Origin of the sequence: Komagataeibacter xylinus (assembly GCF_004302915.1) — a bacterium.
Lineage (GTDB): Bacteria > Pseudomonadota > Alphaproteobacteria > Acetobacterales > Acetobacteraceae > Komagataeibacter > Komagataeibacter xylinus_C.
In genome coordinates this window covers 1-25,844 of the sequence record NZ_QQBI01000036.1, presented here as the reverse complement: position 1 = coordinate 25,844, position 25,844 = coordinate 1, and the positions used below count along the sequence as shown (strand labels likewise).

General features: G+C 62.0%; 24 protein-coding genes and 1 pseudogene. 14 read left to right on the top strand and 11 right to left on the bottom strand.

Annotation, left to right across the window (positions count from 1 at the left end; all coding sequences use genetic code 11):
- The first annotated feature begins 47 nt into the window (after positions 1 to 47).
- The 7 genes and pseudogenes from DV027_RS14540 to DV027_RS14510 all read left to right on the top strand — a co-directional run bounded on the left by DV027_RS14540 (position 48) and on the right by DV027_RS14510 (position 6,757).
- Positions 48 to 398 (top strand): glycerol dehydrogenase, encoded by a 351-nt coding sequence (locus DV027_RS14540; protein WP_130732708.1) that lies wholly within the window; start codon positions 48 to 50, stop codon positions 396 to 398.
- A gap of 17 nt (positions 399 to 415) precedes the next feature.
- Positions 416 to 2,602: pseudogene (locus DV027_RS14535) on the top strand (pyrroloquinoline quinone-dependent dehydrogenase).
- Between the two features lie 149 nt (positions 2,603 to 2,751).
- Positions 2,752 to 3,345: an NAD(P)H-dependent oxidoreductase gene (locus tag DV027_RS14530; protein ID WP_130732703.1), complete on the top strand. Its 594-nt coding sequence runs from the start codon at positions 2,752 to 2,754 to the stop codon at positions 3,343 to 3,345.
- Between the two features lie 46 nt (positions 3,346 to 3,391).
- A complete protein-coding gene (locus DV027_RS14525; protein ID WP_242621946.1) occupies positions 3,392 to 3,970 on the top strand; it encodes a DNA-3-methyladenine glycosylase I in 579 nt (192 codons plus the stop codon).
- A 240-nt stretch (positions 3,971 to 4,210) separates the two neighbouring features.
- Positions 4,211 to 5,815, top strand: coding sequence for a flavin monoamine oxidase family protein (locus tag DV027_RS14520; protein WP_130732701.1), 1,605 nt, complete (start codon positions 4,211 to 4,213; stop codon positions 5,813 to 5,815).
- Positions 5,815 to 6,240: a c-type cytochrome gene (locus DV027_RS14515; protein ID WP_130732700.1), complete on the top strand. Its 426-nt coding sequence runs from the start codon at positions 5,815 to 5,817 to the stop codon at positions 6,238 to 6,240. The genes DV027_RS14520 and DV027_RS14515 overlap by 1 nt, the downstream gene beginning before the upstream one ends.
- A gap of 4 nt (positions 6,241 to 6,244) precedes the next feature.
- On the top strand, positions 6,245 to 6,757 hold the full coding sequence (locus tag DV027_RS14510) for a RidA family protein (protein WP_130732699.1): 513 nt from the start codon (positions 6,245 to 6,247) through the stop codon (positions 6,755 to 6,757).
- A 136-nt stretch (positions 6,758 to 6,893) separates the two neighbouring features.
- On the opposite strand, the gene DV027_RS14505 is transcribed toward DV027_RS14510, so the two are convergent.
- Together DV027_RS14505 and DV027_RS14500 are read right to left on the bottom strand one after the other, a co-directional pair.
- On the bottom strand, positions 6,894 to 7,352 hold the full coding sequence (locus DV027_RS14505; RefSeq protein ID WP_130732698.1) for a c-type cytochrome: 459 nt from the start codon (positions 7,350 to 7,352) through the stop codon (positions 6,894 to 6,896).
- Positions 7,353 to 7,535: 183 nt separating this feature from the next.
- Complete coding sequence (locus DV027_RS14500; protein WP_130732697.1) at positions 7,536 to 8,390, bottom strand: acid phosphatase; 855 nt, start codon at positions 8,388 to 8,390, stop codon at positions 7,536 to 7,538.
- A gap of 607 nt (positions 8,391 to 8,997) precedes the next feature.
- Here DV027_RS14500 and DV027_RS14490 point away from each other — a divergent pair.
- Positions 8,998 to 10,596, top strand: coding sequence for an alkaline phosphatase D family protein (locus DV027_RS14490; RefSeq protein WP_130732696.1), 1,599 nt, complete (start codon positions 8,998 to 9,000; stop codon positions 10,594 to 10,596).
- Positions 10,597 to 10,748: 152 nt separating this feature from the next.
- On the opposite strand, the gene DV027_RS14485 is transcribed toward DV027_RS14490, so the two are convergent.
- From DV027_RS14485 to DV027_RS14465, 5 genes are all read right to left on the bottom strand, one after another.
- On the bottom strand, positions 10,749 to 11,024 hold the full coding sequence (locus DV027_RS14485; protein WP_130732695.1) for a hypothetical protein: 276 nt from the start codon (positions 11,022 to 11,024) through the stop codon (positions 10,749 to 10,751).
- Positions 11,025 to 11,115: 91 nt separating this feature from the next.
- Positions 11,116 to 11,481 carry a hypothetical protein gene (locus tag DV027_RS14480; RefSeq protein WP_130732694.1) on the bottom strand — a complete coding sequence of 122 codons (366 nt, stop codon included), beginning with the start codon at positions 11,479 to 11,481 and terminating at the stop codon, positions 11,116 to 11,118.
- Positions 11,482 to 11,548: 67 nt separating this feature from the next.
- Entirely contained in the window at positions 11,549 to 13,558 is a 2,010-nt protein-coding gene (locus tag DV027_RS14475; protein WP_130732693.1) for an FUSC family protein, read from the bottom strand.
- 223 nt (positions 13,559 to 13,781) lie between these two features.
- Complete coding sequence (locus DV027_RS14470) at positions 13,782 to 15,440, bottom strand: carbohydrate porin (protein ID WP_242621945.1); 1,659 nt, start codon at positions 15,438 to 15,440, stop codon at positions 13,782 to 13,784.
- Between the two features lie 107 nt (positions 15,441 to 15,547).
- The gene (locus tag DV027_RS14465) at positions 15,548 to 16,066 is read right to left on the bottom strand and encodes a hypothetical protein (RefSeq protein ID WP_130732692.1); all 519 of its coding nucleotides are present in this window, start codon (positions 16,064 to 16,066) and stop codon (positions 15,548 to 15,550) included.
- A gap of 172 nt (positions 16,067 to 16,238) precedes the next feature.
- Between DV027_RS14465 and DV027_RS14460 the strand changes: the two genes are divergently transcribed.
- The 5 genes from DV027_RS14460 (at position 16,239) to DV027_RS14440 (ending at position 21,140) form a co-directional block, all read left to right on the top strand.
- On the top strand, positions 16,239 to 16,781 hold the full coding sequence (locus DV027_RS14460; RefSeq protein WP_130732691.1) for an iron transporter: 543 nt from the start codon (positions 16,239 to 16,241) through the stop codon (positions 16,779 to 16,781).
- 13 nt (positions 16,782 to 16,794) lie between these two features.
- Positions 16,795 to 17,931, top strand: coding sequence for an ABC transporter substrate-binding protein (locus tag DV027_RS14455; protein ID WP_130732690.1), 1,137 nt, complete (start codon positions 16,795 to 16,797; stop codon positions 17,929 to 17,931).
- Positions 17,918 to 19,021 carry a FecCD family ABC transporter permease gene (locus DV027_RS14450; RefSeq protein WP_130732706.1) on the top strand — a complete coding sequence of 368 codons (1,104 nt, stop codon included), beginning with the start codon at positions 17,918 to 17,920 and terminating at the stop codon, positions 19,019 to 19,021. The genes DV027_RS14455 and DV027_RS14450 overlap by 14 nt, the downstream gene beginning before the upstream one ends.
- The gene (locus DV027_RS14445; RefSeq protein WP_130732689.1) at positions 19,021 to 19,800 is read left to right on the top strand and encodes an ABC transporter ATP-binding protein; all 780 of its coding nucleotides are present in this window, start codon (positions 19,021 to 19,023) and stop codon (positions 19,798 to 19,800) included. The genes DV027_RS14450 and DV027_RS14445 overlap by 1 nt, the downstream gene beginning before the upstream one ends.
- An 830-nt stretch (positions 19,801 to 20,630) precedes the next feature.
- Entirely contained in the window at positions 20,631 to 21,140 is a 510-nt protein-coding gene (locus tag DV027_RS14440; RefSeq protein WP_130732688.1) for a Ros/MucR family transcriptional regulator, read from the top strand.
- Positions 21,141 to 21,256: 116 nt separating this feature from the next.
- On the opposite strand, the gene DV027_RS14435 is transcribed toward DV027_RS14440, so the two are convergent.
- The 3 genes from DV027_RS14435 to DV027_RS14425 all read right to left on the bottom strand — a co-directional run bounded on the left by DV027_RS14435 (position 21,257) and on the right by DV027_RS14425 (position 23,623).
- On the bottom strand, positions 21,257 to 22,042 hold the full coding sequence (locus DV027_RS14435) for a sulfite exporter TauE/SafE family protein (protein ID WP_130732687.1): 786 nt from the start codon (positions 22,040 to 22,042) through the stop codon (positions 21,257 to 21,259).
- 191 nt (positions 22,043 to 22,233) lie between these two features.
- Positions 22,234 to 22,470, bottom strand: a complete 237-nt coding sequence (locus DV027_RS14430) for a hypothetical protein (protein WP_130732686.1) — start codon at positions 22,468 to 22,470, stop codon at positions 22,234 to 22,236.
- A 211-nt stretch (positions 22,471 to 22,681) separates the two neighbouring features.
- Positions 22,682 to 23,623 carry a nucleoside hydrolase gene (locus tag DV027_RS14425; RefSeq protein ID WP_130732705.1) on the bottom strand — a complete coding sequence of 314 codons (942 nt, stop codon included), beginning with the start codon at positions 23,621 to 23,623 and terminating at the stop codon, positions 22,682 to 22,684.
- Positions 23,624 to 23,926: 303 nt separating this feature from the next.
- Between DV027_RS14425 and DV027_RS14420 the strand changes: the two genes are divergently transcribed.
- On the top strand, positions 23,927 to 25,111 hold the full coding sequence (locus DV027_RS14420) for a cytochrome-c peroxidase (protein WP_408884473.1): 1,185 nt from the start codon (positions 23,927 to 23,929) through the stop codon (positions 25,109 to 25,111).
- Here the strand turns inward: DV027_RS14420 and acpA are convergent.
- Positions 25,097 to 25,844: acid phosphatase (gene acpA / locus DV027_RS14415; RefSeq protein ID WP_130732685.1), on the bottom strand; the 748-nt coding region annotated here is incomplete at its 5' end. The two genes, DV027_RS14420 and acpA, sit on opposite strands and share 15 nt — an antisense overlap.

Genomic DNA, 25,844 nt, shown 5'->3' with positions numbered 1-25,844 from the left:
CAATAACGACGTCGTTAACGACGGTAAGTTACCAGTCACAATCCTCAATCATAAGGCGGCCTCAAACGGCCGGTTACGTTCTTCTGGGGCTGCCCCTTGCTTACATGGGTGCCGAACTCATGTTTCTGGGCGGCTCGTGGTATTATGTCATTATTGGCATAGCCGTTACGGCCGCGGGCGTGCTCATGGCCATGGGCCGGGCCATGGGGGCCATCGTGTATCTGGCCGCTGTTGGCGTGACATGGCTGTGGGCCTTCTGGGAGGTCGGGTTTGATGGCTGGGGCCTGCTGCCCCGCGTGTTCGGGCCGACCATCCTCGCCATTGCTGTTGCCCTGTGCCTGCCCGCCCTGCGCCGCATGGAAAACGCCCACTCAACATCCGTGCGGGAGGTCGCATAATGTCCGCCAAAAGCCCTATGCTTCGCACATTGCTGCTTGGCGCCACCATTATCGCGGGCACTGCGGGTTCCGTAGCCCTCGCACAGGTGCCCCCAGCCGACCAGCCGCCCGGTAATGGCAATGCCACGGTCTCGCCCGGCACGCCCACGCCGCCGAGCGATGCATTCTCGCCCCCTTCGCCCAATGCGCCGCAGTCTCCTGGTGTGAACGCCGCCAACATTCCTGACGGACCGCCCGCCGACCCCAGCGAAGCCACCCCCATGGTCGACCAGGTCACGGCCAACCCCGCGCATGATGACTGGCCCGGCTACGGGCGCGATGACAAGGCGACGCGTTACTCGCCGCTTGACCAGATCACGCCATCCAATATCGGCCACCTCAAGCGTGCCTTCATCTACCACACCGGCAGCAAGCCGGGGCCGGGGCAGACCAACAAATGGGCTGCCGAGACCACGCCCATCAAGGTTGGCGACGGTCTGTACATGTGTTCCGCGCTGAACGACATGATGCGTATCGACCCGGCCACCGGCAAGGAAATCTGGCATTTCCACGCCAACGAGAAATACGAGAGCATTCCCTACACGGCAGCATGTAAGGCGGTGGTGTATTACACCTCCTCCACCGTGCCGGAAGGCGAGCACTGCCATCACCGCATTCTTGAAGCCACGCTGGATGAACGCCTGATCGAGGTGGACAGCGAGGACGGCAAGGTGTGCGAGGGCTTTGGCTGGCACGGCATGGTCAACCTGATGAAGGGCATGGGTGAATCGGTGCCCGGTTTCGTGGCCGAGACCGCGCCGCCGCCCATCGTCAACGGCGCGATCATCACCAACCAGGAAATTCTCGACGGCCAGCGCCGCTGGGCGCCCTCGGGCGTGATCCGCGGGTACGATGCCGAGACCGGGCGCTTCCTGTGGGCATGGGATGTCAACCGCCCGCATGAGCATGGCGAGCCGAAGGAAGGCGAGCATTACAGCCGCGGCACCCCCAACTCCTGGGCGGCCATGATTGGCGATAACGCGCTGGGGCTGGTTTACGTGCCGACCGGCAACTCGGCGGCCGATTACTACAGCGCCATGCGCAGCCCGGAAGAAAACAAGGTCTCTTCCGCCGTCGTGGCGATTGACGTGAAGACCGGCGAACCGCGCTGGGTGTTCCAGACCGTGCACAAGGATGTGTGGGACTACGACATCGGCTCCCAGCCTACGCTGATGGACTTCACCTAGCCCGATGGCTCGACGGTTCCGGCCCTGATCATGCCCACCAAGCGTGGCCAGACCTTTGTGCTTGACCGCCGCACGGGCGACCCGGTGCTGCCGGTTGAAGAACGGCCCGCGCCCTCGCCGGGCATGGTGCCGGGGGATACGCGCTCGCCCACGCAGCCCTGGTCGGTTGGCATGCCACGCCTTGGCTTTGCCCCCCTCAAGGAAGCCGACATGTGGGGCATGTCGCCGATCGACCAGCTTTACTGCCGCCTGAAATACCGTCGCGCGCATTATGTGGGTGAGTTCACCCCGCCCAGCATCGACAAGCCCTGGCTGGAATATCCCGGCTATAACGGTGGCTCGGACTGGGGCAGCGTGGCCTATGATGAAAAGACCGGCATCCTGATCGCCAACTGGAACAACACCCCGATGTATGACCAGCTGGTCAGCCGCAAGAAGGCCGACAAGCTGGGCCTGATGCCGGTGGATGACCCCAACTTCAAGCCCGGTGGCGGCGGTGCGGAAGGTGCTGGCGCCATGGCGGAAACGCCCTACGGTATCGTGGTCTCGCCGTTCTGGGATGAATATACGGGCATGATGTGCAACCGCCCGCCCTATGGCATGATCACCGCGATCGACATGCACACCCAGAAAGTGCTGTGGCAGCACCCGCTGGGCAGCGCGCGCGCCAACGGCCCGTTCGGCCTGCCCACGCACCTGCCGCTGACCATCGGCACGCCCAACAATGGCGGCCCGGTCATTACCGCTGGTGGGCTGATCTTTGTTGCGGCCACGACCGACAACATGATCCATGCCTTCGATATTCATACCGGCAAGGAAGTGTGGAACGACGTGCTGCCCGGTGGCGGCCAGGCCACGCCCATGACGTATGAATACAAGGGCAAGCAGTATGTCGCCATCATGGCCGGTGGCCACCACTTCATGATGACGCCCGTGACGGATGACCTTGTGGTCTATGCGCTGGATAACGTGAACTGATCCAACCCGTCATGACCTGACTGACCCGACCGGGGCCGTGCAATGCGGCCCCGGTTTTTTTATGTGCCGTGCCGCGCAGTCTTTGTGTTGCCCATTGTATGGCACGAAAGTACGCCCTATCCCTCATGGTCGAACATGAGAGACAGGGCATGGAAAACATCCTTCTTCTGAACGGCGGAAAACAGTTTGCCCATTCGCACGGCCGGCTCAATGACACCTTGCAGGCTGTCGCGGCACAGACGCTGGCAGCCGCAGGTTTTGCCCTGCGGCAGACAAAGATTGATTCGGGCTATGACATTGAAGAAGAAGTGCGCAACTTCCTGTGGGCCGATCTCGTGATCTACCAGATGCCGGGGTGGTGGATGGGCGCGCCGTGGATTGTCAAGAAATACATGGATGAGGTCTTTACCGCCGGTCACGGCACGCTATACGCCAGCGATGGCCGCAGCCGCGCCCACCCCGGGAGCAGATATGGCTCCGGCGGGCTGCTGCATGGCAAACATTACATGCTTTCATTGACGTGGAACGCCCCGGAAGAAGCCTTTACTGACCCCGCTCAGTTTTTTGAGGGCAGGGGGATCGATGCTGTCTATTTCCCTTTCCACAAGGCCAACCAGTTTCTTGCACTCTCGGCCCTGCCGACCTTCCTGGCGACGGACGTGATCAAGAACCCGTCCATCGAGGCGGATATCCAGCGCTATCGCCAGCATCTGGCCCAGGTGCTGGTGTTTACCCTGCCATGAGATCATGGGAACGGGGCGGCCTGTTGCCCGGCGCATGGAAACGGAGATGAACGGACCCGATCCCACCCGCCCGCGCTGCAAGTGGGCGCAGGCTGATGCCATGATGATGACCTATCATGATGAGGAATGGGGCGTGCCCGTGCATGACAGCCGCCAGTTATGGGAAATGCTGGTGCTCGAAAGCTTTCAGGCGGGCCTGTCCTGGCGCACGATCCTGCGGCGGCGTGACGGGTTTCGTCGTGCTTTCATGGGGTTTGATCCCGATCGCGTCGCACGGTTTACCGAGGCCGATATCAGCCGCCTCATGGCCGATCCCGGCATTATCCGCGCCCGCGCCAAGATCGTGGCGGCGATTGGCAGTGCCCGTGCCTATGTGGCCATGCGGGTGGCAGGCGAGGATTTTGCCACCTTCGCATGGGGCATGCTGCCCGGCGGCAAGGCAGTGCATGAACCGACATCTGTGGTGCAGGCACAGTCACCCCTGTCACAGGCCATGGCATCAGCGCTGAAGGCGCGGGGCTTTCGTTTTGTCGGCCCGGTTACGGCCTATGCCTGGATGCAGGCCGCCGGCATGATCCATGACCATGAGGCTGGCTGTTTCCGTCATGCCGGGGCAGGGATGTAAGGGGGGCGGTCCTGCACACATGCGGTGCGTCCTGACGCAAGAAAATTTACGGTAATATCAGCATTATTTTCCATCTTGGTGGGGAGGGGCGGCCTGAAGGGCGCGCGGCTTCAGGATGATGTTGCATAACAGCAACATCAATTGTTTCGATAAGAAATTATTCCGGAACAGATATGGTTAAGCCCCTGTTTGTTGTTTAAGGGTAAAGGGCTGTTTTCGTTGATTGCTTGGGATTTCTTGATGACAAACGCTCATCCGCGTAAAGCCCCCACGCGTAGGCAACTCCTTACCCGTATCGGCACACTGGCCGGTAGCGCCGCGCTGTATCAGGCCATGACCTCCATGGGGCATGCTCAGGGCACGGATTTTACCGCGCCACCCGTCCTGTCAGGTGCAAAGCGTGGTACCCGCGTGCTGGTGCTTGGTGCGGGGCTTGCGGGCATGCTCTCCGCCTACGAACTGCGCAAGGCGGGCTATCAGGTCCAGATACTGGAGTTTCAGGGCCGCGCCGGTGGCCGTAACATCAGCCTGCGTGGTGGTGATACGGTTACCGAACTTGGCGGGGCCACCCAGAAGGTCGGTTTCGCGCCGGGCAACTACATCAATCCCGGCCCGTGGCGCATTCCCTATCACCATCAGGGCCTGCTGCATTACTGCCGCGAATTTGGCGTCGAACTCGAGCCATTTGTCGAACTCAATCACAATTCGTGGCTCCATTCCAGCAAGGCATTTGGCGGCAAGGCCGTGCGCTACCGCGAATATGCCGCTGACTTCAATGGCTTTACGGCTGAGCTGCTCGGCAAGGCGATCGACCAGCACAAGCTTGATGATGCGGTCTCGCCCGATGAGCGCGAGCACCTGCGCACGGCCATGCGCCAGTGGGGCAGCCTTGATTCGGGGCTGAACTACCGCAAGGGCGTGATCAGCTCCGAGTGCCGTGGTTATGAAAAGGCGCAGGGCGGCGGCCTCAATGGCGAGCCCGTGCCCTCTGATCCGTTCGACCGCAAGGATGTGCTGGCTTCGGGCCTGTGGACGTGGATGGCCTTCCACGAACGCCTTGACATGCAGACCACCATGTTCCAGCCCGTAGGCGGCATGGACATGATCGGCAAGGGCTTCAACCGCCAGGTGCATGATCTCATCACGCTCAACTGCAAGGTCACGTCCATCCATCAGGACGACAAGGGCGTGAGCGTTACCTATAACGACATGAACCATGGCGGCGCCGTGCGCGAGGCCAAGGCTGATTACTGCGTGTGCACCATTCCGCTGCCCGTGCTCTCGCAGCTTGACGTACAGGTCAGCGCGCCGCTCAAGGCCGCGATCATGGCGGTGCCCTATGCCTCCTCCGTCAAGCTCGGGCTGGAGTTCAAGCGCCGCTTCTGGGAGGAAGAGGACCAGATCTATGGCGGCATCAGCTTTACCGACCAGCCGATCAGCCAGATCTCCTATCCGAGCCACGGCTACTTCTCACGCGGGCCGGCGGTGCTGCTTGGTGGCTACATGTTTGGCCCGGCAGCCTATGATTTTGCGGGCATGACCCCGCAGGAGCGCATCGAGCACGCGCTGGCACAGGGCGAGGCGTTCCACCCCAAGCATTACCGCAAGGAGTTCTCCAACGGCGTGAGCTTTGCATGGAGCCGCGTGCCCTGGTCCATGGGCTGCTGCTCAATGTGGAGCGAGCAGGCCCGCAAGACCCACTACAAGGCGCTGTGCACCATGGATAACCGCGTGGTTCTGGCCGGTGAGCATGCATCCTATGTGGGCTGCTGGCAGGAAGGCGCCATCCTTTCCGCCCTCGATGCCGTAACCCAGTTGCACAAGCGCGCGCAGGGAGCCAACTGATGCGTAAGATCCTTCTTCTGGCCGCTCTTTCGGCCCTGCCCCTGCTCGCCGCTCCTTCCGGCCCCGCGCGCGCCGATAGCGCCGCCGCCGTGGTGGGAAACGTGCAGCCTATGACCACGGGCGAGGATGTGTACCGTCATGTCTGCCAGGGTTGTCACATGCCTGATGGCAAGGGGGCGACGGGTGCGGGCGCGCAGTTCCCGGCCTTTGCAGGCAACACCAAGCTGCAGAGCAGCGCCTACCCGGTTTATGTGATCCTGAATGGCTATGGCGGCATGCCATGGTTTTCAGGCGTGCTGAAAGATGACCAGATCGCCAATGTGGTGAATTATATCCGCACCCATTTTGGCAATCATTACACCGATGCCGTTACTGCGGCTGACGTGGCCGCCCAGCGGCCCCCCGCAACACCAAAGGAGCAGTAAGAGAATGTTCGACCTCAGGAAAACCGTTGCCGCCGTGGCGGTTCTTGGCGGCATGGCGGCTGCCATGCCTGCTCATGCCGATGATGGCATCGTGCGCCATGTGGAGGGGACATTCCCCATTTCCACCGCCATTGAGGTGCCTGCCGGGGCATCCACCGTGTATCTGAGCGGCCTGGGCCCGACGGTGCAGGACAAGAAGGCCGACCCCAAGAGCATTGCCGCCTATGGCGATACGCAGGCGCAGACCTATGCGGCCCTGCGGCGCACCCAAGATGCGCTGAAAAAGATGGGGCTGGACATGGCCGATGTGGTGCAGATGCACATCTACATGGCGGAAGACCCCAAGCTGGGCAAGCTCGACTTTGATGGCATGATGAAAGCCTACACCCAGTTTTATGGCCCCACGGCCAAGCAGCCCAACCTGCCGGTGCGTTCGGCCATTGGCGTGGCGCATCTGGCCAACCCGGGCTGGCTGGTTGAAGTCGAGACCACGGCCGTGCGCGCGCCGGGCAAATAACATTTTCCCGGGTGCCGCCTTTGTAAAAAAGGCGGCATGCCCCGAATGCTTTTTAAAACTGATTATTTCATTCAGTCTTTATGGCATGTGCCTGAAAAAAGGGGATCGCTTGGATCCCCTTTTTTGTGCCTGGGGCTCAGGGCAGCGGGTGCTGCGCGTCAAGCGCCTTGCGCTTTTCAACCACGGCGGGGGGCGTCAGGGCTTCCTTGCGGCCGGTGGCCACTTCCTCAGCGGTAAACACGGTTGCATCGGGACCTGAGGGCAGGCCGGCCACATGGTTCAGTATGGCAGCGACCTGGTCATCGGGCAGGGTCTTGAAGGGCGGCATGAAGCTTGCATAGGTATTACCTGCGGCGGTAATCGGCCCCATCAGGCCATTCAGCGCCACGGCAATGACATACTGCCTGCCTTCGGGTGTAGCGGCGATCTTGCCCACGCGCCCGGCCAGCGGCGGGAACTGCCCGGGCACGCCCTGGCCATCGGCCTGGTGGCAGGCGCTGCAATTGGTCTGGAACAGGGCCGCACCATCAGCCGCAAGTGCGGGTGCCGCGGGAAGGGAAAGGGAGAAGAGAGCGGCCAGCAGTCTTTTTTTCATCGATCGTTTCCAGCTATGGCAATTATTTGAAGCCGTCGGAAATCAGGCTTTTCAATCGTTTCCCTGTCGATCCTATTATAAAGCAGGCGCGCTGCCTATATCACCGCCCGTACAGGCGCCGGTGCCTACGTGGTTTGACCCGCGCCTGTGTTCACAAATCCACATTGCCTGCAACAGATCGAATTACAGCGGTGAATGGCTGGCCGCCTCCTGCTCGATGGCGCATGCATGCGTAGCGGGTGCGGTCGCCCTGCTGCGCAGGGCGGCCAGTTCCGCCCGGGCCGCGTCCATATCCGCACGGAAGGCCGCGCTTCCATGCAGGGCGGCAATCTCGGCTGCGCCCAGCATGTAGCCTGCCTGCACGTCACTTTCCCAATGTACGCCGCATATGATCCGGCTCTCGCCAAAAACCCGGCCGCGTTGCAGGATCTGCGTTGCGCGCTCAGGCAGCAATTCGGCCAGCACCAGCGCCGTGCTCCAGCCCAGCATGGTATGGCCCGAAGGATAGGCGCCTGATGTTGCCAGATGCGCCCGGTCCTTTTCGGTGCAGATGGGCTTGCTGTTGCCAACAAAAGGCCGTGGCCGGTGCCAGTAGGCCTTGCTGTTACGCATGTCGGCAATTTCCGACACATCCATCTTGTGAATGAGCGCGCTGAGTCCTGGCGCATCGGTGGTGTTCAGGGGCAGGTCCGCCGCACAGGAAAAACTGCGCAGCAGCGCGTTTTCATGCAGGTCGGCATCCGCCGTGGCCAGCGCCCAGCGCGGGCTGCCCCGCAAGGCGCGGGTGGCGGTGAAGGCGTGGTCATCATTTGCCTGCCGCACCGTTCCGGGCTGGGGTGGGGGTGGCAGGTAGGCGATTGCATCCGGCTGGGTGGCGGGGGTGAAATATCCCTGCTCGGGCGTGGCGGGCTCAAGCGGGTCGGCCGCGTGGCAGGGTGTGCCGACAAGGGCTGCGGCTGCAAGCAGCCCCGCCACAAGAGGCAGGCCCAGCCGTGACGCAGGGCAGGGGAGGGGGGCGATAAGGCTGGATCGGGTCATGCTATGGCTTGGACAACTCAGGGTTACAAATGGCAGGAGGCGCTCATGCCGGGGGGAGATATCTGCTGGTGGATCATGGCACAATGACAGCCGCAGGAAACGCCAGCCCCTTCATGGGTATGCAACTTTCATGAAACTGTCACAAATGTTTCCTTTCAAAACCCCTTACACAGCAACGGTCTTTTCCAGCAGCCCCAGATGGGATGAGGAGGCCGTTGAGTGAAAAATGGTTACCCTGCCAGCAGGAGTGGCTTCGCCTTTACCGGCGCATGCGATCCCTGACGCGCCGCGATGATGCGGAAGATCACCATGGGCGAAAGCCGGGTCGAAACACACATAGCCAGGGTTCTGGCCTTTCTTTTCCACATGGATGGGGCAGTGAGGCAGGTATGCACGCGACCGCCTTCGGGCAACTGACCGAATGATGGGAACTTGGTGGCATCCGCCCTGCCTGCTCCCCGTCCGGCTGGTGCGCGCGCCCGACGGGCCGGAAATCACCCCTGCATGAAACCTGGGCGGCAAAACCCGCCGGTGCCCCCCCCCTTTTACTTGTCAGGACAGAATACGGGTCGCGATCGATCGGCCTTGATGCAGAAGGATGTGTTCCATGGTGTTTATCAAGCGCAGGCAGGTACTTGCGGGCCTTGGCACGGGGCTGCTGTTTTCAGCCCAGGTGCGTGCCCTGCGGGCGGCGACCCCGCGCAATCTGGATGAAAAGCCGAGATTTGACATCTCTCCCTTCCAGCTTGGCGTGGCGTCAGGTGATCCAGCACCCGATGGTTTTGTCATCTGGACCCGTCTTGCCCCGCATCCGCTTGAATTGGAGGGCGGCATGAGCCGCAACCGCCCCGTGCTGGTCGACTGGGAAGTGGCCGAGGATGAAAAACTCGGCCATGTCGTCAAAAAAGGGCAGGCGCTGGCGCATCCTGAACTGGCGCATTCCGTCCATGTCGAAGTCGCGGGCCTCAGGCCGGATCGCCCGTACTGGTACCGTTTCCGCATTGCGGGCCATGACAGTCCGGTCGGGCGCAGCCATACCTTTCCGCTGCCCGGGGCCACGCCCGCGCGGGTGCGCTTTGCCGCCGCAGGCTGCCAGCATTATGAGGAAGGGTATTACACTGCCTGGCGCAACATCGCCAATGAACCGATCGATTTCGTCTTTCATTATGGCGATTACATCTATGAAGGCCCGGACAGCAAGGGTCGCGTGCATGAGATGAACGGCCGCCCCTTCCAGGCCCTGCGCCGCCATATCGGGCCGGAATGCTATTCGCTTGATGAATACCGTCGCCGCTACGCCCAGTACAAGACCGATCCCGATTTGCAGGCCGCCCACGCCGCGGTGCCATGGATCGTGACCTCCGATGACCATGAGGTGGATAATAACTGGGCAGGCGATACCGACCAGGACGGCACGCCGCCCGAGATCTTCCGTCTGCGCCGCGAAGCCGCCATGCAGGCCTATTACGAACACATGCCGCTGCGGCTGTCGGCCCTGCCTGATGGCAGCCATATGCAGCTTTATCGCAGCCTGCGCTATGGCACGCTCATGAATGCCTTCGTGCTTGACACGCGCCAGTACCGCAGCGATCAGGCCTATGGCGATGGCAGCGCGACGCAGGGCCCCGATGTCTGGTCGCCCAGCCGCACCATGATGGGCGCCGCGCAGGAAAAATGGCTGTTTGACGGGCTGGGCAGGTCTGATACGCGATGGAACCTGCTGGCGCATCAGGTGATGATGATGAACCTTGCCCACCGGCGCACCCCGCAGGGCGAACTGCTTTACAGCATGGACCAGTGGTCGGGCTACATGTACAGCCGCAAGCGCCTGCTTGAGTTCATTGGCGCGCATTGCCCCGGTAACGTAGTGAACGTGACGGGCGATGCGCACCGCCATTTTGCAGGGGATCTGCTTGTTGATCCGGGCCAGAAAAAGCCGGTCTCGGTCGAGTTCCTGGCCACGTCCGTCACCTCGGGCGCGGATGGGGTGGGCGATGATGACGGTTTCAGCCGCTCCGTCCGGCGTGAAAACCCGCACCTCAAGGCCACGACCGACCAGCGCGGCTACGTGCTGTGCGATGTGGGGCCGGATGTCTGGCGCGCGGACCTCAAGGTGCTCGACAAGGTCATGGAGCGTGATGGCAGGCTGTCCACCTATGCCAGTTTTGCGGTGGAACGCGGCCAGCCCGGCCTGCAGAAGGCCTGAGCAAAAAAAGGGCGTCCCGCCAAGGCGGGACGCCAAGTTTAGGGATTGGGAGACGTTGTGGTGTCACGAAAGCCACGCCCCATTAACTCCATTTGTGGATAATGGTTTTCCTTAAATTGAGCTAATATGAAAAAATAATTGCACGCACCCGTTCAGGCCGGGTGGATCATCACATATTGCCGCGCAAAGGGCAGCATGACACCAATGCTCAGGAGCCCGAACACAATGGTCATGCCCACGAACGTGGTCATGTGGTGCGGATAGTCCTCGGTATAGAGCAGCCCGCACACCCAGAAGATAACCGCTTCAACCGCCAGCGCCACGCCGAGTATGGGAACGTAAAAGAAAGGCCCGGCCAGCCACCCCATAAGGCCAGCCACCAGCACGGTGGCCAGTGTCGAGCGGAACAGGAATGTAATGGCGCGCATGGCGGTCCTTCGCCGTGTGGGGCAGGGTGATGGCAGCGGTTCGGGCGCAGTGTCCGCAGGCAGACCGGGGTTCGCCTGCGGACGCGGCGGCTTACATGCTCGCGTTGCCCTGCGGGGCGGCGGTGGTGGCCGGGGTGTTGTCAGGTGTCATCTTGCCCGGCGTGGTCGAGTGCTCCACGTCATAGGCCGTTGCCTTCTCCATGTAGGTCCCCTTCGAGCCGGGGTGTTCCTGATCGTACAGCTTGGCTTTGGCCTTGGCTTCCTTGCGGTATTCGTGGCGCTTGTACATGCCGGTCACGCAACCGGCGGCCGCACCCAGCACGCTGTGGCCACCGGCCACATGGCCGCCCACGGCCCCTACCGCACCATATTTCAGGCAGCCGCCAGGCTCGGCCTGTGCGGTGGCGGTAACGCAGGTAATGGCTGCGATTGCAGCGGCAGTAACAATCTTACGCATGAAATGACCCCTTTTGTGCATGAATGCGAATAATGCGTTCATGGCATATCCGATACGACATGTTTTGTCACCTTGCCATAGGCTCGCCCGGCTCATGTTCATGCAGGCTTGCGGCAATGATGTGCAGGCAGGCCACCGCCTCGGCCAGGCTGGCGCGGTCGCGCGCCGCATGGGGGAGGGTCTGTTCGTGGCGCAGCCAGGCCAGCACATGCGCGGTGGTGGAGCCAGCCTGCCCGCGCTGCCACCGCGCCAGGAAAAGGGCGATCATGCGCGTGGCCCGTGGCGGCAGTGCGCCCGTGCGCAGCATCTCACGCAGGCGGATGATGTACAGGCCCACCGTCATTGCCCCGATCTGCTGGCTCAGGCAGGCATTGACGGTAGGCTGCGGCACGGCGGTGGCCTGGTGCAGGATGCGCACGAGGCTTGCGGCACAGGCGCCAAGCCAGGCCGGGGCGGTGGTGCGGTCGCGGGTCTGGGCCAGATGGCGCAGCCGCCGGTTCATGGCCGCGGCGGTGCGGCGGATATGCACATCAAGCCGGAAGGGAATGACCAGCCGGTAGGTCAGCAGCACGAACACGATACTGGCCACGAAGGCCAGCGCGTTGTTGAGAAAGGCGACCTCGTCATACCGCCCCTGGTTCATCGGGCCGATCAACACGGGCAGGAACATGTTGAACGAGAAGGCATAGCCCGCAAGCTGTGGCCTGCGCGCGGCCAGCCCGCCAATGGTCATGGGCACGAGCAGGGCTGCGAGCAGCATCTCGGGCGAGGTGATGGCAGGGATGACCCACAGCGCCATGAGGGCGGCGGTGGCCGTGCACCACAGCCCTCCCTTGAGAAAGGGTAGGGTGGCGACCAGCGGGTTCTCGCGCGTGGCCATCAGCCCGTAGATCAGCGCCACGAACGAGATGAAGGCCGGGCCGTGATGCCAGGCCGTGATCTCCCACATCACCGCCGCCGCCATGATGGCAACGCTGGAGCGGATGCCGTTATGCATCGCCTCACGCGCATGGCGGCGCGAGGTCAGGCTGAAGCGGAACCGGTCGCCATGGCGGGTGGCGTGGCAGGCCAGCATTTCATCATGCACCAGGGTGGTTTCATGCGTCAGTGCTGCGGCAACCGGCTGCCAGGCCCGCGCCGCCATGGTGTCAGGCCCGGGCGGGGGCGCGTGGTCATGCAGCCATGTAGCCAGCGCGCGCCCGGGTGCCTCACCGGCGGGCAGGGGGCTGGCATCGGGCCGGGGGGAGAGGATCTGTAGCGCGCGGGCATGGGCGAGCATGACCAGCATGCCTGCAAGCGCCCGGCGGGCATGGTCGCCCACCCGGTTGCGCGGCCCGAGTTCAAGGGCCGCGAATTCGATCTGCCCGCTAAAGGCCATGATCCGGTCCAGCAGGCTGCCGGTTGCCGCCTGCCGCGCGGTCGCGGCGGTCATGCCCACTAACGTGGGGATGGCGCTGCATGTCGCGTCAAACGTGTCATCAAGCCGGGCCAGCAGCTGCGCGCGGGTGTGTTCCACCATGTTGGGCATGAACAGCACGGCCAGCACCGCCTCGCACAGCACGCCCAGTATGATGTAGCTGCTGCGCGCGACACTGACGGCAAAGACATCATCAGGCTGCACGATGGCCCCGGTTGCGATGATGGCGGAGGTGAACCCGGTCAGCACCAGCCCGTAGGCGCGGTACTGGTCGAGCAGGGTGGCCAGCGCGCAGCACAGCCCGATCCAGAGTGCCAGGCAGACAAAGAACATGGCCGGAGCCTGCGGAAAGGCGGCCATGAGCGTCATCGCGGCAACGCTGCCCGCCAGCGTGCCCACAATCCGCCACCGCGCCTTTGACAGGCTCTCCCCGCGTGAGGACTGCGCCACGACCCAGACGGTGAGCGGCGCCCATTGCGGGCTGTCGAGTTCCATCCACATGGCGATGAGCAGCGAGAGGATGGCCGCGCATGACGTGCGCACCGCAAAGCCCAGATCGGCCAGCGAGGGCGCGTATATCCATGAAAAGCGCCGGATATGGAGCAGCAGGCCCGTATGCAGCGCGCTGTGCAGGGGAAATGCGGTGCCCTGTCCCCCCATTGTCCTGTGCCTTTACATCATGTGCCGGGTTCAGCCGGAAAGGCTGAGTGTGGCGGAACATGAAGGCAGCCCTGGGGAGCGGTCCAATCGTTTGTTATGATATTTTGATAAAGGCTGCTTATGAAATGCTCATAAACGGAGAAAGCTTCTGATGAAGCCTTTTTCAAAAAGCGTTGCAGACCATCACTTTTTTGCAAAAAGGTGATGGCCCACAAACAGATTGTTAGAACGTAATGCTGCTGTGCAGTCCAAAAACCGCCTCGTTGCCCACGCGGCGGTAACCTGTCCAGTCAGCGACCCCGCCGGAGGGATGCCAGACATACTGGAAGTCGGGCTGCATGACCATCCATGGCGTGACCTGGGCCTGATAGGTCAGTTCCAGATGGTTTTCGTTGCCCTGCACGTATGATCCGCTGTCGCGGTCAAACTGGCGCTGCCCGGAACTGGCGCGGCCAATGCCCCAGCCCAGACCGACCGTATCATTGTCACGTCCTTTGAACGGGGCCTTGAGATTGATGCCCGCGTCAACAGCAAAGCTGATCATGTTGCGGTCTCCACCGTTACCGGTTGCACGCGCGAAAATGCCAACGGATCGGGCTGACTTCAGCGAGGGGCGCCAGATCATCTGGTCGATGATGCCGTAGACCATCCAGTTGCCGCGGTCCCAGCGCGGGGTCAGGTCGGACTGGGTTGCGTTGGGGTTCAGCGTCGCTGCCCCCAGTGAGCCGCCGTTCTGGTTGTAGCGGTAGTCAGCGAACTTCGCGGTGTCATAAAAACCGCCAAGTTTGTACACGCCGGGCAACCCCGGATTTTTCGTGACATTCGACATGTCGGCGGGTTGCGGGTTGAGCGCGTATTGCAGTTCGGTGATCAGCAGTGCGCCGGTTCCCATATTGAAGTTGGTACCGTTAGATCCATTATAGGTCTGGCTGGTCGGATCGGAATTGTAACCGCTGGTGGAACCTGTGGCCTGCTGGATGGGGGTAGAATTGTAGCGGTTGCCCGGCGGGTTGTCGTCGGCTGCGGCAAACATGAAGGTGAACTTCTCGCTGGGCCGGTAGCGGATGCGGATGGCGGGAGACGACAGCGGCCAGGACGGCCCGCCGCCATACAGGTTGACCGAGGGCGCCATGGGCCAGCCGAAATTGGCGTTGAGGTAAAGCGAGGCGTAATCGCTGATCAGGAATTCGGTATCGAGATCCTGCTGGCCGATCTTGACGTCGAGCTTGCCTTTCAGGAAGGACTGCTGGTACCACAGCTCGAACAGGCGGGTGGAGCGGTCGGCCTCGAACCCGCTGACCGGATTGAAATTGGCCAGGTGATCCTGCGAGATCGAGCGTCCGCGTGTCTGCAATGCGCTGACATTGAACAGGCCGCCCTTCAGCCCAAACAGCTTCTCGGTATCGACGGTGAGGGTGGGCATGGTCACGCCATCATAGGCAGGCCCGGTGCCCGAGCCACTGGCGCCATCATTGCCTGATGGCGTGCCGCCGGTGCCGTTGCCCCATACTTCATCGACTTCCTGAATGTGGAAGCTGATGCCGTGCTTGTACAGCCATGGCCGTGCACCCCACATATTGCCCAGCAGGTTGCCGCTGGTGTCGAGCTTGTCACCGTCGCCCGCGGCTTTTTCCTCTGCTTCGGCGGTGGCGCGTTCTGAATCGCGCACCGTGGCGGGGTCGATCTGCTCAACAAGCGGGGTGGAGTTGCCCAGGCGGGCCCGGTCTTCCTCGATCTGGGTCTGGACCTGCGCGAAGCCGGTTGCTGGCAGCACCAGCCCGAAACAGACCAGACACGAACCTGCACGCAGGCGGTGGCGCGTCAGGCTGGAGGGGGAAAAGGCATGTTTGGCAATGGCAGTCGCGAGGGATGAGGGGCTCATTGGGGGTCCGCCGTATTGAGAATCAATATCATTAATAATAATTCTCAATCACATTTTGATACGAAGCCGTCAATTCAAACCGCCATGCGCATATTGCAATACTGCCATTATCTGAGGAAAACCTTGGGCACGCCCTCGCTGTTGAGGCAGGACATGATCATCACCCCGCTCCACAGCAGCAGTGAAAGGCTGGCCCCGATGCGCCCGCGCATGCTCATGGCGGCATTGCCACGCAGCACGGGCAGATAGACACTGCGGTGGCACCACAGCGCGTTGAGCATGGCCAGCGTAATGAGCAGCAGCTTGGGCGTAAGATACGCACGGCTGCCGATATGCACCGGGTCATAGAAGAACAGCACCACGCCCGAGACCATGGCGATGGCGAAGGTCACGTGCAGCGGCCGCACCATGAGCTGGGCTGCGGGCGCGATCCGCGCGGCCATGCGGGGCCTGAGCACGCCAAGGTCGAACAGCATGTCCATGCCAAAGAACATGGCCATGCTGATGATGTGCACGATGCGGATCAGGTAATGGACCGGCTGCAGCCAGAAATGGAACATCCGGCTGTCGAGCGCCATCAGGACCGCATAGGGCAGGCGCATGAATGCGAAGGGGTGGGTAATCATGGCGGTGGCTCTCCGTTGCCTTGGAGAGGGCATACCATCCGTTGACAATGATAACAATTATCATTAACAGGGCCGGGAGATCACTCGGATGGGAAGCTGCGATCAGGCCCGTACGTGACTGCAAACAATAATAAATGGCAGCAGGCGCGCGGACTTCATTTCTATCGAAGTTATGGAAACCGTCATCATGAACAAGAAATATTCCATTCTGGCTCTTGCCGTAGCGGCGCTGCCTGCCCTTGCTACTGCTGCACAGGCGCGTGAATACCCGATCGGTGGCCCGGTCCATGCACATGACATGGAAATCGCCTCAAGCTACCTGACCGGCATCATGGTCGACCCCATGCCCGCAGGCATGACGGACAACACAAAGCCCGACACCATCCACCTTGAAACCGACGTGCATGCCACGGCCGATAACGTGTGGGGCTACCCTGATGGCGCATGGGTGCCGTACCTCAACATCGGCTACAGGCTGACCAAGGATGGTACGGCGTGGAAGGCCGAGGGCACCATGCATTTCATGACCGCCAAGGATGGCCCGCATTATGCCGATAACGTGCAGATGAATGGTCCGGGCCGCTATACGGTGGTGCTGACCTATTCCTCGCCCGAGCAGAACGGCTTCCTGCATCATGTGGATAAGGAAACCGGCACGCCGGGCTTCTGGCAGCCATTCAGCGAGACCTTCAACTTCGTCTATCCCCAGAAATAAGCAGGGCATCATCATGAACCGGATACTGGACGGATGGCGGGCCGTGGCCTGTGGCGCGGTCATGGCCGTGGGGCTTGCAGCCCACGCACCTGCCGCGCGGGCTGATACCGTGACCGACCTTGCAGGCCGCAAGGTGGACGTGCCGGCCAGTGTCCATCGCATCATATTGGGGGAAGGGCGGCTGATCTATGCCCTTGCCCCGCTGGAGAAAGAGCACCTGTTCGACCGGATCGTGGGCTGGCAGGGCGAGTTCCGGGGCGCGGATACGCAGAGCTATGACCAGTATGTGGCCAGCTTTCCGCAGGCGGCCAATATTGCGCTGATCGGCAAGACCACGGCGGATACAGTCAGCCCCGAGCGCGTGCTTGACCTGCACCCCGACCTTGCCATCCTGACCGTGTCGGGTCACGGGCCGGGCAAGGCGAGCGAACTCGTAGGCCAGCTTGAAAGCGCGCATATTCCGGTCATCTTTGTCGATTTCCGCGCCGATCCGGTGATGGATACCATTCGCTCCATGCAGATCCTGGGCCAGGTGCTGCACCGCGAGCATGAAGCCGCTGATTATCTTGACTTCTACCAGTCACACCTCAGGCGCATTACAGATCGTGTCGCCCCGCTGCCCGAAAGCCAGCGGCCAAAAGTGTTCATTGAAATGCTGGCCGCCATGCGCGAGAGCTGCTGCCACACGGCAGGCAAGGGCAATATGGGCGCGTTCATTGCTGCTGCGGGCGGCCAGAACATCGCAGCGCCCCTCCTGCCGGGCTATATTGGCGATATCGACCTCGAAAAAGTGATCGCCTCCGACCCCGATATCTATATTGCGGATGGCACCAAGGGGCCGAAGGCCAGCGGGCCGGGCGTGCGCATGGGGGCGGAAGTGACGCCGGACGTGGCCCGTGCCTCGCTGCTCAAGGTCATGGAACGCCCCGGCATTTCATCGCTCCGCGCCGTAACGGACGGGCATGCCCATGGCATCTGGCATTCGTTTTATGACTCGCCGTACAATATTCTTGCCATCGAAGTCATGGCAAAGTGGTTCCACCCCGACCTGTTTGCCGATCTCGACCCTGATGCCACACAGAAGGAACTGTACAGCCGCTTCCTCCCCGTAAAGCAGGAAGGGACCTTCTGGATTGATGCGCGTCCCTGAGGAATCGATCGCGGCGCCTCCTGTTTCCCCCTCTGCTGGCCTGTCGGCTTATGCGCGTGAGGTGCGTGGGCGCTACCATGGCCTGCTGCGGCGGCGCATGGGCCTGCTTGGCCTGCTGCTCGGGCTGATCGTGGCCTCGGTGGTGCTTGATTTCTCGCTCGGGCCATCGGGGCTTTCGCCTTCGGTACTCATCCGCACCCTGCTGCACCCGCATCATGTGCCCGCAGGCCAGGGCGTGATCGTGTGGCAGATCAGGCTGCCCTATGCGCTCATGGCCGTGTGCGTGGGGGCATCGCTCGGGCTGGCGGGGGCGGAAATGCAGACCGTGCTGGCCAACCCGCTGGCAAGCCCGTTTACGCTCGGGGTCTCGGCTGCGGCGGCGTTTGGCGCGTCGCTCGCCATCATTTTGGGCTGGCGGCTGCCCGGCGTGCCCGATGCGTGGGTGGTGTCGGGCGATGCCTTTGTCTTTGCCATAGGCTCCGTGCTGCTGCTCGACATGGTCTCGCGCAGGCGCAATGCAGGCACCGGCACGGTGGTGCTGTTTGGCATTGCGCTGGTTTTTGCCTTTCATGCGCTGGTGTCGCTGCTGCAGTTCGTGGCCAATGAAGATGCGTTGCAGGACCTTGTGTTCTGGACCATGGGCAGCCTGACGCGGGCGACCTGGCCCAAGCTGGGCCTGCTGGCCGCCGCCTGCGTGGTCGTGGCCCCCCTTTCCTTCGCGGCTTCATGGAAGCTGACCGTGCTGCGCATGGGCGAGGAACGCGCCGCAAGCCTGGGCGTGGACGTGGCGCGCGTGCGGCGTGGCGCGCTGCTGCGGGTGAGCATCCTGTCCGCGCTGGCCGTGTCCTTTGTGGGCACGATCGGTTTCGTGGGCCTGGTTGCGCCCCATATCGCGCGCCGCCTGCTGGGCGAGGACCATCGCTTCTACCTGCCGGGCAGCATGCTGGTGGGTGCGCTGGTCATGTCGCTCTCATCCATCGCGGCGCGTAACCTGCTGCCGGGCGTGGTCATTCCCACCGGTATTGTAACGGCGCTGGTGGGCATCCCGTTCTTTCTGGGCATCGTGCTGCGCAGGCGGAGCATGGGCTGATGGACGGGCTGTACTGCGAGCACATGACCGTGCGCTACGGCAGGCGCACGGTGCTGGATGACATCAGTGTCGGCCCGTTTCCGCCCGGCAGGGTCTCGGCGCTGCTTGGCCCCAATGGCAGCGGCAAGTCGACGCTGCTGCGCGCGCTGGCCGGGCTGGGCGAGGCTACGGGCCGGGTCATGCTGGGGGCGGATGACCTGACGGGCCTCACCCTGGCCCGGCGCACGCGGCGCTGCCTGTACCTGCCGCAGGCCCTGCCGGCCATGGTACACCTGCAGGTGCTGGAATCCATGCTTGCCGCCCAGCATGCCACCGGCGTTGTGCCATCCGATGTGCAGGGCGATGAAATCGATGCCGCCCTGCATATGCTCGATGTGTTTGGCATAGCTGACCTGTCCATGCGGTATATGGATGAACTCTCGGGCGGCCAGCGGCAGCTTGTGGGGCTGGCACAGGCGCTTGGCCGCCACCCCGATGCCCTGCTGCTTGATGAACCGCTCAGCGCACTCGACCTGCACCACCAGTTTGCGGTGATGGATATCCTGCGGCGCGAAACCGCTGCACGGCAGATCGTGACCGTGATGGTGCTCCATGACCTCAATATTGCCGTGCGGATGACCGATTACGACGTGATCCTGCGTGAAGGGCGGATCATTGCGGCAGGCGCGCCCCAGGCAGTCATTACGCCCGCAACTCTGGGCCAGACATATGATATTGTGGCGCGGGTGGAAAAATGCAGCCGGGGCCTCCCGCACGTTATGGTCGATGGCCTGCGTTAAGGCGGGATTCGGGACCCGATAAAATTTACAGTTCATTACATAATGGATATTTCACCGGCCAGCCTGTAGCGGGCAGGGGTAACTCATAAGTAACGCGCCGCCTGTCATAACAACATTGAAGGGCTGGCGCCGATGGGCAATACCTGCAGGGCAGCCCATTATACAGTGCATTACAATAGCGTGTTCCCGCCATGAAACGGGGCGCCTGTATTACGCGCACGGGTGTAGGCTCATGCAGTGCCCCATGGTGTGGCGTGGCGCGATCATGAATACTGTATTGAAGCGTAGCGCTGAAAAGATGCTGATATATAAACGTATTCTGGCAAGATATGATGCAGGCGCATGGTTGGCCCGGTTACGGGCGTGACCTGGTGGCATGCTGGATGAACCAGCCGGTTTGTGATTATTGATGAGGGTATATTATATTCCCGCCACGATATAAACCATAATCGCTAAAATTTGTCGTAACATCACGTGTTTATAATCTGTTCCTGTTATTGGTGCGGTTACAATGAAGATGCCGTAATGAAAAAGCAGTAACAGGGCCTTTGCCGGGCGTGTCACATTTAATTATTATAAACAAAATAATTGCATATGTGTTGGGAGCAGGATAATGGTTGGATTATTATGATGTAACCATGACCTGCAAGAACAGCATGGCACACACCATGCAACCTATGCTGGCGGTGCAAGCAGGCGGGTCTGTAATGAGGATGGCGTAAAAATTACGGATTAAAATGCTTTATTGTGGTTGCATAATACACGCATGATTATTACTCATAGGGTCAATCATCCCCCTGATGACCCGACCACCAAGGAAAGTACCGACATTGGATAATAAAGAAATCCCGCATACCGAACTGGTATCCATGACCACCGAGATCGTGGCCGCGCACACCAATCACAATACGGTTGCCATCGACCAGATCCCCACCCTTGTCGAGACCGTTTATACTGCGCTCAAGGCGCTTGGTGCTGAAAAGGCGGCTGAACCCGCGCCGCTGCAGCCTGCCGTGCCCATCAAGAAGTCGGTTTTCCCCGATTACATTGTCTGCCTTGAAGACGGCAAGAAGCTGAAAATGCTCAAGCGCCACCTGCAGACCGCTTATGGCATGACGCCGGAGCAGTATCGCGAGAAGTGGGGCCTGCCCGCCAGCTACCCCATGACGGCCCCGAGCTATGCCGCGCACCGCTCGTCACTTGCCCAGAAGATCGGGCTGGGCCGGAAAGTGGTGGTTGAACCCGTGGCCGAGGAAGTGGAGGAAGCACCTGCTGCCAAGCCTGCCCGCAAGACCCGCGCGCGCCGCAGCAAGAAGAACACGGACGCCACGCTGGTCTGAGTCAGCCTGTTACGTCAGTACAAAACACCCGCTCCGGTAACGGAGCGGGTGTTTGTTGTATTAAGCATAGATACACCGGCTTTAAGGCCTGCTCCATGCCAGCATCGGGGCGTGCGTCAGATAACCTTGAGGCCCACGGTCAGGAGAATGGCGGCCAGTATGATCCGCTGTGCCCGGTCAGGAATAAGCCCGATGCACAGGCTGCCCAATATGATGCCCGGAACAGACCCGCAGAGCAGCGATGCCAGCAGGGGCATGTCGATATCACCGATCCACCAGTGCCCCATGCCCGCAATGGCCGTGAGTGGCACGGCGTGGGCAATGTCGCAGCCCACGAGGCGACGGATTTCCAGCCCGGGGTAGAGAAAAATCAATGCCGCCATGCCAATCGCGCCAGCACCGACGGAGGACAGCGTGACCATGACCCCCAGCACCGCGCCGAGCAGCGTGGTCAGGCGCGCGGTCGTGGCGGGGGCGATGGCAGCAGCCTTGCGGCGCGAAAGCTCCTGCAATTTGTGCCGGAACAGCACGCTCGGCGCGGTAATGAGCAGGGCAATGCCCAGTGCGACCGAAATGACATGCGTCACCGCGGGTGAGGGGCTGCCCGCCCAGTGCAGGGCGGCAATGGTCAGCAGTGTTGCCGGTATGCTGCCCAGCGCCAGACGGCCTACCACGTGCCACTCCACCGACTGTTTGCGACCATGCACCAGCGTGCCCACCGTCTTGGTCAGGGCGGCATAGAGCAGGTCGGTGCCGACGGCAGATTGCGGGTGCACCTTGAACAGCAGGATCAGCAGTGGTGTCATGAGCGAGCCGCCGCCCACCCCGGTCATGCCTACAAGGAAGCCAACGCCAAGGCCGGAGAGAACATAAAGCAGGTTGATGGATTCAAGCAGTGGCATGATGGCGGGTTATCCGTTTCTGATCGCCTGACGCTAAAATACGACACAATAAAGTGAATTATTCATCGTGCGTGCAATTTCCTACGTGGAATTATGGTCAGGCACAAGCCTGATCGTTAATAAGCTGACCCGTTATTTTTGCAGGTATCGCGTAAAATAGAAAAAACCCGGCACGGGGCCGGGTTCCATCATCAGTAAGGGTAGGGATAGGGCGGGGGCGGCGGTGGCGCCCGCCATGCCCACCGGCGTGGCGGTGGGGGGCGGTCATAACGCCAGCTACTCTCGCGCCAGTAGGGGCGGCGCGGGCCGCCATCATGGGGCGCATGCCAGCGTGGCTCGTCATGCCACCCCCAGGGCTGTGCCTGCGCGCCACCATGGGCACCGAGCAGGAGCAGGGCGGTAAAAGCAGCCAGAATCATCTTTTTCATGGCGTCCTCCTGCTGGCAGAAAAGCCCCGGATTGCGGCAGGATCACGATGGTTGTTTTACACAATGCAATAAACGCGCCGGGAGGTGGCGTGCGGGCCAGAGCGTGAAAAAACAGCCCTCATAAGAGACCGCTTTAAAGCAATGCATTGATAAAAAAATGATAAAAGCTTTTGGGTGCCGCCTTTTTTCAAAAAGGCGGCACCAACCCGCTTCAGGGCAGGCGCTCCAGATGCGCCAGCAGCAGCGCCCATAGCCCGTCGCTATCCACTTCGTTCAGGAAAAGTGCGTTACGGGGCCGGTCGGTCACATGCCACCAGTCAATGGCGGTGGCGCCCTGCATGAGCGGACTGCCCACCTCAACCGATACGTTCACCTCGCGGCCCGCAAACAGGTGGGGGGCGAGCAGCCAGCCAATGGTGCAGGGGTCGTGCAGGGGGGCGCCGTCCCAGCCATATTTGGCCAGGTCAAACCGCCCTGAAAAGCCCAGCATTGCCGCTGCCGCCCGGGCGCAGCGGCCCCCGAGCGCATTGAGCTGCGCCATCCGTGGCGGCGTGACCAGAAAGCGATGGGTTACATCCAGCGGCACAAGCGTGTGTGCCATGGCGTGGTGCAGCACGATATCGGCGGCATCGGGGTCGGCATAGATGTTGAACTCGGCGCTGGGCGTGATGTTGCCACCTTGTGCCCATGCGCCGCCCATCGAGACGATGCCTGCCAGGCGTGGCGCGATATCGGGCGCCTTGACCAGCGCCATGGCCAGGTTGGTCATTGGCCCCAGCGTTACCACCGTTATGGTGCCCGGCGGGTGCGCCCTGATCGTATCGATCAGGAAATCGACGCCATGCTGCGCGCGGGGCTGCATGACGGGGGCGGGCAGGGTGGGGCCATCCATGCCGGTCTGGCCATGCACGTGCGCTGCGGTAACGGGCGTGCGGCGCAGGGGGGCAGCGCAGCCTGCATGCACCGCAATGTCGGTGCGCCCGGCCAGCTCAAGCACCTTGCAGGCATTGGTGGTCGTGTGCTGCACCGACACGTTGCCCGCCACGCTGACCAGGCCCAGCACGTCAAGCCCGGGGGCGGCAAGGGCAAGCATGATGGCAATTGCATCGTCCTGCCCCGGATCGGTATCGATGATGATCTTGCGTGGGTCCACGGTCATCCGGTCCTTCATGCTGTGGGGTGCTGGCTGCCACACGTAACCCGATTGAACCCGGATTAGCAAAGCCACTCCCCGCCCGACTGATGTGATACGCGCGGCCCGGCTTGATCCGCCCGCGCGGGGGTGGGAAAAGAAAGCCCATGAAAAATCGGGCAAAAGCAGAATATTGAAAAAGACAAACATCTTCTGGTACCGCTTTTTACCAAAAGACAGCGTGGCATGATGCTTCCGGATGATTCCAGGCGCGTCGGTCGCGCGTTATATCGTGCAGGGCTGCATGGTCTGGCCGTGGCTCTCATGATAGGCGGGGCCGCATGGGGGCAGGGGGCTGATGCGGTCAGCCCCGCCCTGTCGCGCCCGCAGGCCCGCGCCCGCGCGCAGGCGCTGGGGCAGTTGGGGCGCGACCTGTTTCATGATCCCCGGCTGTCGGCCTCGGGGCATATGGCGTGTTCATCGTGCCATCAGGACAATGCAGCCTTTGCGCAGGGCAATGACCTGTCGGTGCAGCCGGGAGGGCATCGTGCGGTGCCATCGCTCACCTATCTGCAGGCCGTGCCGCAGTTCACCGAACATTTTCATGATTCGGAAGATGAAGCCGATGAAAGCATCGATAACGGCCCCACCGGCGGCCTGACATGGGATGGCCGGGCCGATACTGCGCAGGGCCAGGCCAGCATACCGCTGCTTTCCCCATACGAAATGGCCAATGCCAGCCCTGAAGCCGTGGTGCGCCGCGCCAATGCCGCAGGCTACGGCCCGCGCCTGCATGCGCTGCTGCCGCCCCTGCCGGATGATGCCACGACCCGCTTTGCCCTGATTGCCGAGGCCCTGGCCACCTACCAGCAGGATGCCCGGCTGTTTTATCCCTACAGCAGCAAATACGATGCGGTGCTGGCGGGCAGGGTCCGCCTTACCGCGCGTGAGGCGCAGGGGCTGGACCTGTTTGAGCGCGCGGACAAGGGCAATTGCGCCTCATGCCATGTCAGCGCGCCGGGGCACGATGGCACGCCGCCGCAATTCAGTGATTACGGGCTGGTGGCCCTTGGTGTGCCGCGTAACGGCGCCATCGGGCTGAATCATGACCCGGCCTATTATGATATGGGCCTGTGCGGCCCCGATCGCACCGATTTTGCAGGGCACGGCCAGTATTGCGGGCTGTTCCGCACGCCGTCGCTGCGCAACGTGGCGCTGCGGCATGTGTTCTTTCATAACGGGGTGATCCATACGCTCCGGCAGGCCGTGGCGTTTTACGCGCTGCGTGACGTGCGCCCGGCACTGTGGTACCCGACCGGACCTGATGGCAGGGTGCAGGCCTATAATGACCTGCCCGCGCGTTACCACGCCAACATCAACATGGACCCACCCTTCGGCCCCCGACCCGATGGGCGGCCTGCCCTGTCGGATGACGAGATCGACGCCATCGTGGCCTTTCTCCATACCCTGACGGATGGTTACTTTAGCCCCGCATCACCTAAACCTTGATTGCTTCAGGTCGAGTGCGCCCGTCAGGTCACCCATCGGCTGGCCGGTAGCCGCCTGTATGGCGCGCGCGCGGGTAGTGACGCCATCAAGCGGGCGCAGGCCGAAACGCTTGGTCAGGAACAGCAGGATCGAGGTCGTGTCCTGCACCGTATGGTCAACATATCCGCGCCGGGCATAAGGCGAGATGATGATGGCCGGAATGCGCGAACCCGGTCCCCACCGGTCGCCCTTGGGCGGGGCCACATGGTCCCACAGGCCGCCATTTTCATCATAGGTGACAATAACGAGCATGTGCGGCCACTGGGGGCTTTTTTCCAGATGGGCCACAAGGTCGGCAATATGATGATCGCCCGACTGGATATCGGCATAGCCTGAATGTTCGTTCAGGTTGCCCTGCGGTTTATAAAAGCTGACCTGGGGCAGTTGGCCGTGGTCAATGGCGTCGATAAAGCGCGCGCCTGCCAGTCCGCCGTCGCGCAGGTGTTCGGCGCGCGCGGGCGTGCCGGGGGCGTAGGCGGCGTAATAATTATAGGGCTGGTGATGGTACTGGAAGGCCGGGGCGGGGTAATGATTGCCATGCTCCAGCACTTCGCCCCATGCGCCCGCATACCATGCCCATGTTATGGCGCGTTCGCTCAGCCGGTCGCCAATGGTGGGCGTGTTCTGCGCGGGCAGGGTGGTGGCGCGTGCGGGGTCGGCATAAAGCGGATCCTGGCCTGGGGCGGGTGGGGTG

Bases quoted from the DNA above. Each gene is read 5' to 3' on its own strand.
- DV027_RS14530 (WP_130732703.1), top strand. From the start codon at position 2,752: ATGGAAAACATCCTTCTTCTGAACGGCGGAAAACAGTTTGCCCATTCG.
- DV027_RS14525 (WP_242621946.1), top strand. From the start codon at position 3,392: ATGAACGGACCCGATCCCACCCGCCCGCGCTGCAAGTGGGCGCAGGCT.
- DV027_RS14520 (WP_130732701.1), top strand. From the start codon at position 4,211: ATGACAAACGCTCATCCGCGTAAAGCCCCCACGCGTAGGCAACTCCTT.
- DV027_RS14515 (WP_130732700.1), top strand. From the start codon at position 5,815: ATGCGTAAGATCCTTCTTCTGGCCGCTCTTTCGGCCCTGCCCCTGCTC.
- DV027_RS14510 (WP_130732699.1), top strand. From the start codon at position 6,245: ATGTTCGACCTCAGGAAAACCGTTGCCGCCGTGGCGGTTCTTGGCGGC.
- DV027_RS14505 (WP_130732698.1), bottom strand. From the start codon at position 7,352: ATGAAAAAAAGACTGCTGGCCGCTCTCTTCTCCCTTTCCCTTCCCGCG.
- DV027_RS14500 (WP_130732697.1), bottom strand. From the start codon at position 8,390: ATGACCCGATCCAGCCTTATCGCCCCCCTCCCCTGCCCTGCGTCACGG.
- DV027_RS14490 (WP_130732696.1), top strand. From the start codon at position 8,998: ATGGTGTTTATCAAGCGCAGGCAGGTACTTGCGGGCCTTGGCACGGGG.
- DV027_RS14485 (WP_130732695.1), bottom strand. From the start codon at position 11,024: ATGCGCGCCATTACATTCCTGTTCCGCTCGACACTGGCCACCGTGCTG.
- DV027_RS14480 (WP_130732694.1), bottom strand. From the start codon at position 11,481: ATGCGTAAGATTGTTACTGCCGCTGCAATCGCAGCCATTACCTGCGTT.
- DV027_RS14475 (WP_130732693.1), bottom strand. From the start codon at position 13,558: ATGGGGGGACAGGGCACCGCATTTCCCCTGCACAGCGCGCTGCATACG.
- DV027_RS14470 (WP_242621945.1), bottom strand. From the start codon at position 15,440: ATGAGCCCCTCATCCCTCGCGACTGCCATTGCCAAACATGCCTTTTCC.
- DV027_RS14465 (WP_130732692.1), bottom strand. From the start codon at position 16,066: ATGATTACCCACCCCTTCGCATTCATGCGCCTGCCCTATGCGGTCCTG.
- DV027_RS14460 (WP_130732691.1), top strand. From the start codon at position 16,239: ATGGAAACCGTCATCATGAACAAGAAATATTCCATTCTGGCTCTTGCC.
- DV027_RS14455 (WP_130732690.1), top strand. From the start codon at position 16,795: ATGAACCGGATACTGGACGGATGGCGGGCCGTGGCCTGTGGCGCGGTC.
- DV027_RS14450 (WP_130732706.1), top strand. From the start codon at position 17,918: ATGCGCGTCCCTGAGGAATCGATCGCGGCGCCTCCTGTTTCCCCCTCT.
- DV027_RS14445 (WP_130732689.1), top strand. From the start codon at position 19,021: ATGGACGGGCTGTACTGCGAGCACATGACCGTGCGCTACGGCAGGCGC.
- DV027_RS14435 (WP_130732687.1), bottom strand. From the start codon at position 22,042: ATGCCACTGCTTGAATCCATCAACCTGCTTTATGTTCTCTCCGGCCTT.
- DV027_RS14430 (WP_130732686.1), bottom strand. From the start codon at position 22,470: ATGAAAAAGATGATTCTGGCTGCTTTTACCGCCCTGCTCCTGCTCGGT.
- DV027_RS14420 (WP_408884473.1), top strand. From the start codon at position 23,927: ATGATAGGCGGGGCCGCATGGGGGCAGGGGGCTGATGCGGTCAGCCCC.